At 64.3% G+C, this 13,519-nt stretch carries 14 protein-coding genes; 4 read left to right on the plus strand and 10 right to left on the minus strand.

What is annotated here, in order from left to right; all coding sequences use genetic code 11:
* Position 1: 1 nt before the first annotated feature.
* The 6 genes from glyS to HU230_RS22960 form a co-directional block, all read right to left on the minus strand.
* On the minus strand, positions 2-2,101 hold the full coding sequence (gene glyS, locus HU230_RS22935; RefSeq protein WP_176529735.1) for a glycine--tRNA ligase subunit beta: 2,100 nt from the start codon (positions 2,099-2,101) through the stop codon (positions 2-4).
* Complete coding sequence (locus tag HU230_RS22940; RefSeq protein WP_176529734.1) at positions 2,101-3,036, minus strand: glycine--tRNA ligase subunit alpha; 936 nt, start codon at positions 3,034-3,036, stop codon at positions 2,101-2,103. Before HU230_RS22940 ends, glyS begins: the two co-directional genes overlap by 1 nt.
* A 119-nt stretch (positions 3,037-3,155) precedes the next feature.
* Entirely contained in the window at positions 3,156-3,347 is a 192-nt protein-coding gene (locus HU230_RS22945; protein WP_050403245.1) for a hypothetical protein, read from the minus strand.
* Between the two features lie 116 nt (positions 3,348-3,463).
* Complete coding sequence (locus HU230_RS22950) at positions 3,464-4,399, minus strand: S49 family peptidase (protein WP_176529733.1); 936 nt, start codon at positions 4,397-4,399, stop codon at positions 3,464-3,466.
* A gap of 245 nt (positions 4,400-4,644) precedes the next feature.
* Positions 4,645-5,448 carry a tRNA1(Val) (adenine(37)-N6)-methyltransferase gene (locus tag HU230_RS22955; RefSeq protein ID WP_176534910.1) on the minus strand — a complete coding sequence of 268 codons (804 nt, stop codon included), beginning with the start codon at positions 5,446-5,448 and terminating at the stop codon, positions 4,645-4,647.
* Between the two features lie 16 nt (positions 5,449-5,464).
* A complete protein-coding gene (locus tag HU230_RS22960; RefSeq protein WP_173638095.1) occupies positions 5,465-5,692 on the minus strand; it encodes a putative signal transducing protein in 228 nt (75 codons plus the stop codon).
* 135 nt (positions 5,693-5,827) lie between these two features.
* Between HU230_RS22960 and HU230_RS22965 the strand changes: the two genes are divergently transcribed.
* A complete protein-coding gene (locus tag HU230_RS22965; RefSeq protein ID WP_176529732.1) occupies positions 5,828-6,838 on the plus strand; it encodes a polyprenyl synthetase family protein in 1,011 nt (336 codons plus the stop codon).
* Between the two features lie 383 nt (positions 6,839-7,221).
* Here HU230_RS22965 and HU230_RS22970 read toward each other — a convergent pair whose 3' ends face one another.
* The gene (locus tag HU230_RS22970) at positions 7,222-8,061 is read right to left on the minus strand and encodes an AraC family transcriptional regulator (protein WP_176529731.1); all 840 of its coding nucleotides are present in this window, start codon (positions 8,059-8,061) and stop codon (positions 7,222-7,224) included.
* A gap of 237 nt (positions 8,062-8,298) precedes the next feature.
* On the opposite strand from HU230_RS22970, the gene HU230_RS22975 reads away from it, so the two are divergent.
* Complete coding sequence (locus HU230_RS22975) at positions 8,299-9,540, plus strand: ABC transporter substrate-binding protein (RefSeq protein WP_176529730.1); 1,242 nt, start codon at positions 8,299-8,301, stop codon at positions 9,538-9,540.
* Between the two features lie 214 nt (positions 9,541-9,754).
* Positions 9,755-10,858: a mandelate racemase/muconate lactonizing enzyme family protein gene (locus HU230_RS22980; RefSeq protein ID WP_176529729.1), complete on the plus strand. Its 1,104-nt coding sequence runs from the start codon at positions 9,755-9,757 to the stop codon at positions 10,856-10,858.
* Positions 10,859-11,038: 180 nt separating this feature from the next.
* On the opposite strand, the gene HU230_RS22985 is transcribed toward HU230_RS22980, so the two are convergent.
* Entirely contained in the window at positions 11,039-11,410 is a 372-nt protein-coding gene (locus HU230_RS22985; RefSeq protein ID WP_176529728.1) for a hypothetical protein, read from the minus strand.
* A 195-nt stretch (positions 11,411-11,605) separates the two neighbouring features.
* On the opposite strand from HU230_RS22985, the gene HU230_RS22990 reads away from it, so the two are divergent.
* Positions 11,606-11,830, plus strand: a complete 225-nt coding sequence (locus HU230_RS22990) for a hypothetical protein (protein WP_029079022.1) — start codon at positions 11,606-11,608, stop codon at positions 11,828-11,830.
* Positions 11,831-12,075: 245 nt separating this feature from the next.
* On the opposite strand, the gene HU230_RS22995 is transcribed toward HU230_RS22990, so the two are convergent.
* Together HU230_RS22995 and HU230_RS23000 are read right to left on the minus strand one after the other, a co-directional pair.
* Positions 12,076-12,510: a cupin domain-containing protein gene (locus HU230_RS22995; protein WP_176529727.1), complete on the minus strand. Its 435-nt coding sequence runs from the start codon at positions 12,508-12,510 to the stop codon at positions 12,076-12,078.
* Positions 12,511-12,830: 320 nt separating this feature from the next.
* Positions 12,831-13,487 (minus strand): glutathione S-transferase, encoded by a 657-nt coding sequence (locus tag HU230_RS23000; RefSeq protein ID WP_176529726.1) that lies wholly within the window; start codon positions 13,485-13,487, stop codon positions 12,831-12,833.
* Positions 13,488-13,519: the final 32 nt, after the last annotated feature.

A 13,519-nucleotide genomic window follows, 5' to 3' on the forward strand; every position in this document is an offset into this window, starting at 1 on the left:
GTTAGCCCTCGATCCGGGAGAAATCCGCCACCGCGCGCGTCGCGGCGCGGATCTCGTTGAGCAGCTTCAGGCGGTTTTCGCGGATCTTCGGATCGTCGTCGTTGACCTTGACCTTGTCGAAGAACGCGTCGACCGCCGGACGCAGCTTGGCCATCGCGCTCATCGCGGCGGCGAAGTCTTCCTTGGCGACGGCGGCGGAGGCCTCGGCCTTCACCTGGTCGATCGCCTTGGCCAGCGCCTTCTCTTCGTCGAGCTTGTAGAGCGCGACGTCGGGCGCGCCGTCGAAGGTCCGCTTGTCCTTCTTCTCCTCGATGCTGAGGATGTTGCTGGCGCGTTTTGTGCCCGCGAGCAGGTTCTTGCCGTCGTCGCTGTCGAGGAATTTGCCGAGCGCCTCGACGCGGCGAACCACGAGCAGGAGATCGTCCTGGCCGCCGAGCGAGAACACCGCATCGACGAGATCGTGCCGCGCACCCTGGTCGCGCAGCTGGACCTTCAGGCGGTCGGCGAAGAAGGCGAGCAGATCGTTCGGCAGTGTTTCCGCATCAGTCTTGACCGAGAGCCCAAGCAACGCGGATTTGGCCGCCTTCAGGATCGGCAGGCGCAACGTGTTCTCGACGATCAACCTGATCGCGCCCAGCGCTGCGCGGCGCAGCGCGTAGGGATCCTTCGATCCCGTCGGCTTCTCGTCGATCGCCCAGAATCCGGCAAGCGTGTCGAGCTTGTCCGCCAGCGCCACCGCGACGCTCACCGGATCGGTCGGCACGCGATCGGTCGGCCCCTGCGGCTTCCAGTGCTCCTCGCTCGCCGCGGCGACGGATGCATCCTCCCCCTGTGCCAGCGCGTAATACTTGCCCATCAGGCCCTGCAATTCAGGGAATTCGCCGACGACTTCGGTCAGCAAATCCGCTTTCGCAAGGCGCGCGGCGCGCTTGGTCTTGTCGACATCGGCGCCGACCAGCGGCGCGATCTCGGCGGCGAGGCGCTCGATCCGCTTGATGCGCGCGGCCTGCGTGCCGAGCTTCTCGTGGAACACGATCTGCTCGAACTTCGGCAGCCGGTCCTCGAGCTTGGATTTCAGATCGGTCTCGTAGAAGAACTTCGCGTCCGACAGCCGCGGGCGGATGACGCGTTCATTGCCGGCGACGATGGTCTTGCCGCCGTCGGGCGCCTCGATGTTGGCGGTCAGCACGAACTTGTTGGTCAGCTTCCCGGTCTTGGGATCCCTGACCACAAAGCACTTCTGGTTGTTGCGGATGGTGGCGCGGATCACTTCGTCGGGAATCGACAAGAATTCCTTCTCGAACGATCCCATCATCACGACCGGCCATTCGACGAGACCCGAAACCTCGTCGAGCAGCACCTGGTCCTCGACCAGCTCGAGACCCTGCGCGAACGCCAACTGCCTGGCGTCGGTCAGGATCGTATCCTTGCGGCGCTCGGGATCGAGTACGACCTTGGCGTCGAGCAGCTTGGCCTCGTAATCCTCGAAGCGGCGGACCGAGATCGCACCCGGCGCCATGAAGCGGTGGCCAAAGGTGGTCTGCCCGGCCTCGATGCCATCGACCGAGAACTTGACGGCATCGGGCTCCTCGGTCTCCAGACCGAAGGTCGCGGTGATGGCGTGCAGCGGCCGCACCCAGGTGAGCGAACCCGATTTGGCCGAGCGCGCGCCCCAGCGCATCGATTTCGGCCAGGGGAAGGTGCGGATGATCACCGGGATCATCTCCGCGATCACGTCGATCGCTGCCCGGCCGGGCTTCTCGATCAGCGCGATGTAGAAATCGCCCTTCTTCGGGTCGGTCTGGATCTTGGCCTCGCTGATCGAGGTGAGACCAGTGGCCTTCAGGAAGCCCTGAATCGCGGGCTCGGGTCCGCCGACGCGCGGGCCGCGGCGCTCGTCCTTCAAATCGGGCTGGCGCGCCGGAATGCCGTGCACGGTGAGCGCAAGGCGGCGCGGGGTCGCGAACGCCTTGGCGCCCTCGTAGACGAGGCCCTCGGCGACCAACTTGTCGGTCACCATGCGGCGCAGATCGTCCGCCGCCTTCGCCTGCATGCGCGCGGGAATTTCTTCGGAGAACAGTTCGAGGAGGAGATCGGGCATCAGACCGCCCTGCCCGTTTCAGTGTGGATCCATGCCTCGCCGCAGGCCTTGGCCAGATCGCGCACACGGGCGATATAGCTCTGCCGCTCCGTCACCGAGATGACGCCGCGGGCGTCGAGCAGATTGAACACGTGGCTCGCCTTGATGCACTGGTCGTAGGCCGGCAAGGCCATCAGATGTTCCTTCGAATTGCTTCCCTCGCGCCAGCCGGCGGCGAGGTATTTGCGGCAGGCCTCTTCCGCCATCCTGAACTGCTCGAACAGCATCGCGGTGTCGGCGTACTCGAAATTGTGCCGCGAATATTCCTGCTCGGCCTGCAGGAAGACGTCGCCATAGGTGACCTTCTCGGCGCCCTCGCGGCCGTTGAAATTGAGATCGTAGACGCGGTCGACGCCCTGCACATACATCGCGAGCCGCTCGAGCCCGTAAGTGAGTTCGCCCGCGACCGGCGCGCATTCGACGCCGGCGACCTGCTGGAAGTAGGTGAACTGCGACACTTCCATGCCGTCGCACCAGCATTCCCAGCCGAGACCCCAGGCGCCGAGCGTCGGGCTCTCCCAGTCGTCCTCGACGAAGCGGATGTCGTGGACGGCGGCGTCGATGCCGATTGCGGCCAGCGACTTCAGGTACAGGTCCTGAAGGTTCGGCGGCGACGGCTTCATGATCACCTGGAACTGATAGTAGTGCTGCATCCGGTTGGGATTTTCGCCATAGCGGCCGTCCTTGGGCCGCCGCGACGGCTGCACATAGGCCGCGTTCCAGAGCTTTGGCCCCAACGCGCGCAGCGTGGTCGCGGGATGGAAGGTGCCGGCGCCCATTTCCATGTCGTAGGGTTGCAGGATGACGCAACCCTGCTCGGCCCAGAATCGCTGGAGAGCCAGGATGAAGCCCTGGAACGAACGTTCCGGGCGCATGTGGTCAGGCAGGGCGTCCATCGTCAGTACAGGTCTCGCGAGGGGGTTTTGAAGCGCGCGGGACCGTATCGGCGGCAGCCAATGGAATCAAGGCGATGCCAGAAAATCCGGCACCGCCATCTTGCGGAATCCGAAAGCGATTAGCCCGGGCGATAGGCCCCGGTCACGGGGTCGCGGCGCAGGGTCTTGATTTCGCTCGCGCGCGTGGTCTCGGCCACGCGGGACAATCGCGCCTCTTCCAGTTCCTGGTTGATCCGGACGGCCGTCTTGTAAGCCCAGCGGACCACGGCCAAGCCACCCAGGACGCCAGCGAATGCAATCAGCGGCGGCATCGGTCGATCCTTGTCGTTCACGTCTGTCAGGCCCCCAATGGGGGGTATTCTCGCGCAACCCGGCCTGCGCCGCAATCGCGCTTTTGGGGCTAAATGGCGCGCTCAAATCCCCGTGTTCAGAGCCCGAATCGGGCCCAAATCGCCCTGGTTTCCACCGCCGAGATCAGGTCGTCCGGCAAGCTTGCCAGCCCGTCCAGCGCCGCCATCGACCCCGCCCCCGGCGCCCGCCGGCCGAGCAGGCCGGACAGCATGCCGCTCGCAGGCGCGATCACCGGGGTCAGCACCTTCTCGCCATAGCGGGCCCGCAGCGTCGCGCGCAGGTCGCCGATGCCATCGGCGAGCCCGAGCCCGATCGCGGTCTCGCCGGCCCAGTATTCGCCGGTGAACAACTCCTCGTCGGGTCCCTTCAGGCGGCTGCCGCGGCTCTGCTTCACCAGCGCAATGAAGATCGCATGGATCTCGCGCTGGATCGACTTCAGCCGGGCGACGTCGTCGGGGTTTTCAGGAAGGAACGGATCGAGCATCGCCTTGTGCGCGCCCGCCGTATAGAGCCGCCGCTCGACCCCGATCTTCTTGATCAAGCCCTCGAGGCCGAAGCTGCCGCCGACCACGCCGATCGAGCCCAGGATCGAGGACGGGTCGCAATAGATCTCATCACCGGCGCAGGCGATCATGTAGCCGCCGGAGGCCGCGACGTCCTCGACGAACACCAGCACCGGCAGCTTCTTCTCCGCGGCCAGTTGCCGGATGCGCAGATAGATCTGCCGGGACTGCACCGGCGAGCCGCCCGGCGAATTGATCACCAGCGCCACCGCCTTGGCATTCCGCGTGCCAAAGGCGCGCTCCAGCATCTTGGCGACGCCGGAGAGCGTCATGCCGGGCCGCAGCGGCGTCACGGCGCCGATCACGCCTGACAGCCGCACCACCGGCACGACAGCCATGCCGGGCCTGAACCGCGCCGGAAGCACTCCCTGAACGCGCTCGAGCCATCCCGAACGTCCTCCAGAATGCGCTCCGGAATGCCCTTGGCGATCACTTGTTTGTTCACTCATGCCGTTACCTCGAATTAACCACTTTTTATCACGCCAGTGTCATTGGATTTCGTGGAACGCGTTTTGCATTTTGTCATTGGGGCTGCAACGCGCGGGCGGAGAGGGAGCCATGAAGATCTACCTGCTGATTTTGCTGATCGGTACACTTCTGACCGCGATCCACTTCACATCCAGGCCTGAACGCCAGTCGGAAACGGCCCCGCAGTGATTTAGTGCCAGTACGACGCGGGCAGAATCCCTGCTCGTCAGCGCCGCGCCAGCGGCAATTCCCCTTTCCCAGCCAAGATCTCCTGCACCCATTTATTGGGCACACCTGACTCTTCCTTGAGCAATAGCGCGGCATGCAGCCGAGTCGGCGCCCGGCCGCCCTTGGTGGCCCGCACCAGGATTCGGATCGCCGGCGAGGCCGCCTCGCCATGAACCGGCAGGATCTCGAGGCTGCCAAAGCCGCGATCCAGCGCGGCCAGCACCTCGGCAATTCCGTCGGCCCGCCAGATCATCGCAAGCTGCCCATTCGACTTGAGGATCCGCCGCGCCGCGTGAACCCAGCTAGCAAGCGTGGTCGCGGTCGCGACATGGGCGCGCTGCCGCACGCCGTCCGGCGAGGCGCGGTGCCTTGAGGGATCGTTGAACGGCGGGTTCATCAGCACGACGTCGGCGCTGTCGGGCGTGAGGCCAAAATCATCGAAGGCGGAGGCACCGGCCTCGACATCGAGCACGATCACATCGGCCGTGATCGCGTTGGCGCTGGCGTTATTCCCGGCCAGCTCGGCCAATGCCGGGTCGATTTCGACCAGAACCAGATCGATCCCCTTCACCCGCCGCGCCACCGCCAGCCCGGCGGCGCCGACGCCGGAGCCGAGATCGACGACCCGGTCGCCTGATCGAGCCGGCGTTGCCGCGGCCAGCAGGATCGCGTCATGGCCGGCGCGATGGCCGCTGCGCGGCTGCCGCAGCCGCAATTGCCCGCCGAGGAATCCGTCTTCGGTGATCTCAGCGGCCGGAGACTCGTTTTTTGACGCGTTTTCTTCACGCGAACCCGGGCCAATTTCGCCTGAAAACGCTCTACTCATCGGCCCGCAATTCGTGGCCCAGGCCGGCATCGGTCAGGAGCTGGCGGGCCTCGTGGTTGTCGTCCTCGTGCACCAGGATCCGCCGCGGCAGCACCCCGAGCGAGCCCTCGATGATGCTCATGTTCTGGTCCAGCACCAGATGATGGATGTTAGCGCTGTCGAGCAGCGCGCCGACGGCGGAGACCAGCACCACGTCATTGGTCCGTACCAATTCCCGCAAAATCCACTCTCCTCTCCGCCCGGCTGTGCGGCCAATGCGTCACATGTCAACAACTTCGTGGCCTTGCCGCTGCACCGCGCAGTTTCTATTGTTATAGCTGAGGATAGTGCGAATTCGGCAAAATTGGAGACCAGCGTGGCGGTTATTGTACCCTTCGAAAGCCCGTCCAATGCTTCGATCGACGGGCTGGTGGGACTTGTCGCCGCTGACATGGAGCGCGTCAACGCGACCATCCTTTCGCGGACCGGCTCCGAAGTCACCATGATCCCCGAGGTCGCCAATCATTTGATCTCCTCCGGCGGCAAGCGGCTGCGCCCGATGCTGACCCTGGCGATGGCCCAGCTCGCCGACTACACAGGCGACGGCCACATCAAGCTCGCCGCCGCGGTCGAATTCATGCACACCGCGACCCTGCTGCACGACGACGTGGTCGACGAGAGCGAGCTGCGCCGCGGCAAACTGTCCGCGCGGATGCTGTGGGGCAACGAGGCCAGCGTGCTGGTCGGCGACTTCCTGCTCGGCCAGGCATTCCGGATGATGGTCGAGGTCGGCTCGCTGCGCGCGCTCGACATTCTCTCCGCGGCCGCCGCCACCATCGCCGAGGGCGAGGTGATGCAGCTCGCCGCCGCCAAGAACACCGCGACGACCGAGGACGAGTATCTCGCCGTGATCCGCGGCAAGACCGCGGAGCTGTTCGCCGCGGCCTGCGAGGTCGGTCCCGTGATCGCCAACCGGCCCAAGGCCGAGCAGACCGCGTGCCGCTCGGTCGGCATGAATCTCGGCATCGCCTTCCAGCTCGTCGACGACGTGCTCGACTATGGCGGCAAATCCGCAAAACTCGGCAAGAATGTCGGCGACGATTTCCGCGAGGGCAAGATCACGCTGCCGGTGGTGCTCGCCTTCCGCCGCGGCAACGACACCGAGCGCCAGTTCTGGATTCGCGCACTGGAGCGCGGCGAGATCGGCGCGGCCGATCTCGATCACGCGATCGGGCTGATGACCAAGCACCGCGCGCTGGAGGACACCATCAGCCGCGCCCAGCATTATGGCGCAATGGCCGTCGACGCACTGGCGCTGTTCCCGTCCTCGCCGATGAAGACGGCGCTGGAACAGGTCGTGGCGTTCTGCCTCGCGCGCTCGCACTGATCCAGGCACTTTCGAGCACCAAAGACGGTGTCGTCCTGGCGAACGCCAGGACCCATAGCCACCGAATTTGATTGTAAGGGAGATCGTGGTCCCGGCGTCGCACAACAATTGGCATTTGGGGTAATGGGTCCTGGCTTTCGCCAGGACGACGCTGAGGATGGCTCTCGATTCAACCTGTCAAACAGCTTGCTCGGTGTCATCACCCGCGCATGCGGGTGATCCAGTATTCCAGAGACGCCGATGCATGGCCCGAGAGGCCGCGGCGGATCGCCCGGTCGAGCCGGGCGATGACAGCTGAGGATGGGACGCAGTTTCGCACTCTCGCGACATGATCTGCCCGGACGGCGCGCCTCCTGGCGGCGAGCCCGGAATGACGAGGGGAGCTACTCCTCGACCGGCACCCAGATCTCGAGCCCGCCGTTGCCGCTGTTCTTGTCGAACTTCTCGTCGTAGCGCTCGAAGTTCGGCGCGTCGGCGACCTTCATGCCGGACTGCGGCAGCCAGCGATTCCAGATCGTGTTGACGGTGCGGCGAATGGTCGAGATGTGGTCGGCGTGGGTGAACACCACGTATTTCTGCGCGGGGATCCGGACCCGCGCGAACTCGCGCGGCAGGTCGGAGAAATCGGCGACCTCGACACCTGCGATGTAGTCGAAATTGCCGGCATCGTCGCCGTTGCAGCAGACACCATAGGCAACGTCACCGACCTGGCGGGGAATATGCGCGCATTGCAGGTGGAAGCCATGCCACTGATTTGGAATGCCGGCCGTGCTGTCATTGGCGTGATTGTAGCGCTCGCCGATGCCGGCGACGAGGAATGCCCTGCCGGTCGCGATGCGCGGCGGATCGATGTGATCGAGAGCGGTCGAGATCATGGTGATCGGCTCCTGAAGCTTGAGCTTGGTCAGACACGTCGTCGCGCGCACCGTCTCCGGCGTGACGCCGAAATGGTCGCGAAACGCGCGGGTGAATGCCTCGTGGGAGCCGTAATCCGCATCCAGCGCGAGCGTGAGAATGTCGGGCGCACCGGCCGCGAGCTCGCGCGCGGCCTCGCTGAGGCGGCGCGCCCGCACGTAGCGCATCACCGAAAACCCGGTCGCCTCCGCGAACGCGCGCACCAGATGGAAGCGCGAGACCCCGGCAACGACCGCGATATCATCGAGCGTCAGCGACGTGCGCAGGTGGCTTTCGATGTACCAGAGCGCCTTCTGGGCTGGATTCATGGACGACGGCCTTCCTGCAAAGCTCGGGCATCATGCATGGCCGCGGCGCGCGGCGTTTGACAATCCTTGCTGCGCGGCGGCGAAACTATGGTTCCGCTCCGCGAAATTTTACCGCAAAGCCGTCGCTGGCAACACCGCTGCAATCGTGCATACTCGCAGTTGCATCGATCCGACGGCTCACCAAGCTGCCCGAAAATCAAGACTGCACGAGCCGCGGCCAGCATGTCAGGGAGAACAATGATGCACCACCACCGCCTGAGCTATGTCAACTGCGTCAAGTCTGCGGCGCTTGCGGGGCTTTTGACGATCGCCGTCGCCAGCGCAGCCAACGCCCAGAAGAAATACGATCCGGGCGCGACCGACACCGAGATCAAGGTCGGCAACATCATGCCCTATTCGGGTCCGGCATCCGCCTACGCCACGATCGGCAAGACGGAAGCGGCCTATTTCAACAAGGTCAACAGCGAGGGCGGCATCAACGGCCGCAAGATCAACTTCGTCTCCTACGACGACGGCTACAGCCCACCGAAGATGGTCGAGCAGGCCCGCAAGCTGGTCGAGAGCGACGAGGTGCTGTTGATCTTCAACCCGCTGGGCACGCCGGGCAACACTGCGATCCAGAAATACATGAACGCCAAGAAGGTGCCGCAGCTGTTCGTCTCCACCGGTGCCGCCAAGTGGAACGATCCGAAGAATTTTCCGTGGACCATGGGCTGGCAGCCGAGCTACCAGGTCGAGGCGCGCATCTATGCCAAATACATCCTGCAGAAATATCCCGGCAAGACCATCGGCGTGCTCTACCAGAACGACGATTTCGGCAAGGATTATCTGATCGGCCTGCATGAGGGGCTCGGCGACGCGGCCAAGAAACTGATCGTCGTCGAATCCTCCTACGAGACCACGTCGCCGACGGTGGATTCACAGATCGTGCAGATCAAGGGCGCCAACCCCGACATCTTCGTCAACATCGCGACGCCGAAATTTGCGGCGCAGGCGATCAAGAAGGCCGCCGAGCTCGATTGGCATCCGGTCCAGTTCCTGACCAACGTCTCCGTCTCGATCGGCGGCGTGATGAAGCCGGCCGGCTATGAGGCGAGCCAGGACATCCTGTCGACCCAGTATCTGAAGGATCCCGCGGATCACGAGTGGAAGAACGATCCAGCCATGAACGAGTGGCGCGCCTTCATGACCAAGTGGTATCCCGAGGGCGACCAGAATGACGCCTCGACCGTGTTCGGCTACGGCGTCGCCAAGGGGCTCGAGCAGGTGTTGCGGCAATGCGGCGACAACCTCACCCGCGAGAACCTGATGAAGCAGGCGGCGAGCCTCAACTTCGAGATCGGCATCTATCTGCCCGGCACCAAGATCAAGACCGGGCCGGACGACTACGCACCGATCGAGCAGTTGCAGATGATGCGCTTCAAGGGCGAGAGCTGGGAGCGGTTCGGCCCCGTCATGAGCGGCGAGAAGAGCTCGTAACGGCCTCCTCCACAATTTCGGAGTTCGTGATGCCCGGCGCCATGCCGGGCATCCACGTCTTCGACACGATTCACGAGCAAGACTCGCCACAAGCAAGGCTTTACAACCAAGACCTGCGATGGCTGGAACCCAGGCGAGCAGCGACGCCGTCCAGGCTGCCGTGTCCGGCCGTCACGAGCTCCAGCTACATCCTGCGATCGGAAGGACAACAACAATGAAGATCACCGACGTCCGCGCCCACCATATCCGCATTCCCTATGACGCAGGCCCCGCAAGCTTCCGCCAGGGCGCCTCCGCGATCTCGGCGCTCGACATGGTGCTGGTCGAGGTTTCGACCGATGCAGGCCTGACCGGCTGGGGCGATGCCTTCGCCTATGTCTGCCCGAAGACGAGTTGCGCGGCGGTGGCCGAGATGATCGCGCCGCAGGCCCGCGGCCTCGAGGTGCCCGACGCCGCCAGCATTCCCGCCGCGATGGAGCAGATCCAGCGCAATCTGCATCTGTTCGGCCGCTACGGCATCACGATGTTTGCGATCTCGGCGCTCGACATCGCGCTGTGGGACCTCGCCGGCAAGGTGAAGGGCGTGCCGCTGCATCAATTGATCGGCGGCGCCAAGCGCAGCACGATTCCGGCCTATGCCAGCCTGATGCGGATCGGCAATCCGACGCACATCGCCGCCGAATGCAGGAAGGCGATCAAGCTCGGTTACGCCGCGATCAAGCTGCACGAGACCACCGTGCCGGCCGTTGCCGCGGCGCGCGAAGCGATCGGCCCCGGCGTGCCGCTGATGGTCGACATGAATTGCCCGCTGGATGGACCGGCGGCGATCCAGTTCGCCCGCGATTGCAAGCAGGCGGCGCCGATGTTCCTGGAGGAGCCGATCTGGCCGCCGGAGGATTTTGCGACGCTCGCGGAGGTGCGGAGAGAAGGCCGGCTCGATATCGCCGCCGGCGAGAACGCCTGCACGGTGCATCAATTCCGCCAGATGATGACCGCGGGCGCGGTCAGTCACGCGCAGCCATCGGTGATCAAGGTCGGCGGCGTCACCGAATTCCTGCGCGTGGCGGTGCTTGCCGACGAGTTCGGCGTCCAGGTGATTCCGCATTCGCCCTATTTCGGGCCGGGCTTCCTCGCCACGCTGCACCTGATGGCGATCCGCGACGAAGGCCTGATCGAGGTGTTCTTCATGAAGCGCCCCGCCTGCCTGTGGGGCGACCGCATCGACGTCGACGCCCGTGGCCATGTCGCCGTGCCGCAGGGCCCCGGGCTCGGCTACGAACCGGATCGCGACGTGATGGAGACGTATCGGGTGGCGTGAGCCGCACGCTGCGAGCCACGACAACGATGCGCCCCCTCTCCCGCTTGCGGGGAGGGCTGGGGTGGGGCTCTCTCCGCGAGTCATTGCGCGGAGAGAGCCCCCACCCGGATCGCATCTCTCGATGCGATCCGACCTCCCCCGCAAGCGGGAGAGGTGAAGCGAGGTCGCGGATAGATTCTTCTACTTCGTCCCGTCCTTCGCGGCCGGCGTCGCATCCTTCGCCGGCGACACGTCGGCTTTCTTCTTCAGGTCTTCGGTCAGCTTGTCCTGCGCCGCCTGCAAATCGGTGACGAGCTTCTGCAAGCCCGCGATTGTGCTCTTCAGGCTTTCGATCTGCCGGTTAGCTACGTCGAGCTTCTGCTGGTGATCCGATGTGAGCTTGCCGATCGTCTTCTGCAGGAAATCGACATTGCTCTGCAGGCAACTGGTGCGCCGCTCCATCGTCTTCTCGACGGTGCAGATCTCGATACCGGGAACGTCCTGCGCATGCGCGGTTCCGACGACGCAGAGTGCAAGCGGCACGAGCAAGGCAAGAACGAAACGCGCGATCATCGACATCCTCAATCACATGCGTCATTCACAGTTTTGTGCTCGCGACGCTGAAAGCCAGGCACACATACCACACTGAAACCGCATTCGAGCGGTGTGCTTGACCCATTACGGGGACTACTCGTGGGGACGGGGGCCTTCGGAACTTGTTTGGTTCGACCCCTTTTGGCTCGACCTTGGGCAGTGGAGACAGATCGTATGGCTACGCGCGAAAAACGGCTGGCGCAATTCGACGGCAATGGTGAACCTTCGCCGGAACAACGCGTGGAAGTGCTTTGTGAGGATCACAGCGGAACGTATCAGCTGCCGTTCGCCTGCCGCTTCATCGACGGCCAGTGGCGCAACGACACAACCGGCGGCGCGCTGGAGGTCAATGTCATCGCCTGGCGCATGCCGCGCGTGAAGCAGGCCGGCATGGCCTGAGGGCCGCATTGGCGCGCTGTTTCAAAACGCGACGCGCACGCGAGGCGTTTTAAGATTTGGAACGCGGATGGAACGAACCGCGTCCGAATCACTGATTGAGCAACGTACTCCGTTGTTCACGGCTAGATGTGGTCATCAGTCCGAGGCAGCGCACCACATACAGAAGCATGACGATCGGCCGCAGCCAGCGGCCGACGACAAAGGTTAATTCCTCCGCAGACGACATTTGCACTCCCTCCTCGCGATCATTTCCACGGCGTCACCGGCGGCACGGTCTCGGTCGCAGGCGGCACATCCACGGTCTTGAAATCGGCGGGGCTGACGATCTCGAGGTATTCCATGTCCTTCGAGTAGTCGAACAGATAGTGGGTGATGCCGGGCCGCTGATGGATCACGTCGCCGGCCTCGACCAGCGTCTCCTTGTCTTCATACATGAAGCGCGCCCAGCCCTTGGTCATGATGACGATCTGAAAATCGCACAGATGCTTGTGCCAGCCGGTGCCCTCTTCCGGCGGCAGCTCGGGATTGGCCTTGACCAGATGGCAGATCACCTGCCCGCCGGTGGCATCGGCGATGCCGAGATCCCGATACAGGAAGAAGTCGCGCAGACCTCCGCCCTTGAACTCGGTGTCACCGGGTTTGACGTGGGAGAATTTGCTGACGATGGCGTGCTGGTTCATTTCAAGCCTCCACGGTTCTCGTGTTCGCGAGATCGCGGCGCGGGCTCAGCGTCCAAATTTTCGGCAGCGTCGCATCGTCGCGGTCACAGCTCGCTTGTTGCTATGCGAAATCCTTGCCAGCCCGGTTGTGCTGCGGCGATCGGTCCCGCCATGCGCTGATATCGCCGCCGAAGCATTTGGCGCGAGGCACATATTTGCGTTCGGCGGCTGCCGGGCGCGCCCACCGCACGCAGCCGGTGCCGGACGCCGAAGGCACGTCCATTGAGCAAGGCCTGCCTGGAGCTTGAGCCGCCGGCGCGGGCAGGCTTGGCGCACGCTGCCTAATATTCGACCTCAAGCTCCTCGACATCGGCCGGCTCCGCCTTCGCGGCCTCGATCCATTCCTGCATCTCGGGCATCGTCATGATGGTGCTGGCATACACCGCAAGGGCCGGTTCGAGCTTGACGTCATAGGTCATGAAGCGGGTCACGACCGGCGCATACATCGCGTCCGCCATGGTGCGGCGTTCGCCGAACAGGAACGGTCCGCCGGACTTGCCGAGACAGTCGCGCCAGATGGTGCAGACGCGGTCGATATCGGCCTGCGCCCGCGACCAGATCTTGAAGCCGGGAAAATGCCCCTTGAGGTTGACCGGCAGCGACGACCGCAGCGTGGTGAAGCCGGAATGGATTTCGCCCGAGATCGAGCGGCAATGCGCGCGCTGGATCCGGTCGCCCGGCAGCAGCCCGGCGTGCGGCATGACCTCGTTAAGATACTCGCCGATCGCCAGCGTATCCCAGACGGTCGCGCCCTCGTGGCGCAGGCAGGGCACCAGGATCGACGACGACAGCAGCAGCAGTTCGGCCCGCGCCGAGGCGTCATCGGGCGCGGTGACCACCTCCTCGAATTCCAGCCCGGCGAATTTCACCAGCAGCCAGCCGCGCAGCGACCAGGACGAATAATTCTTGCTGCTGATGGTGAGTGTCGCTTTCGCCATATCGGATCCTCACGCCTGAACGCGTCCTTAGC

It is taken from the genome of Bradyrhizobium quebecense (genome assembly GCF_013373795.3).
GTDB lineage: Bacteria > Pseudomonadota > Alphaproteobacteria > Rhizobiales > Xanthobacteraceae > Bradyrhizobium > Bradyrhizobium quebecense.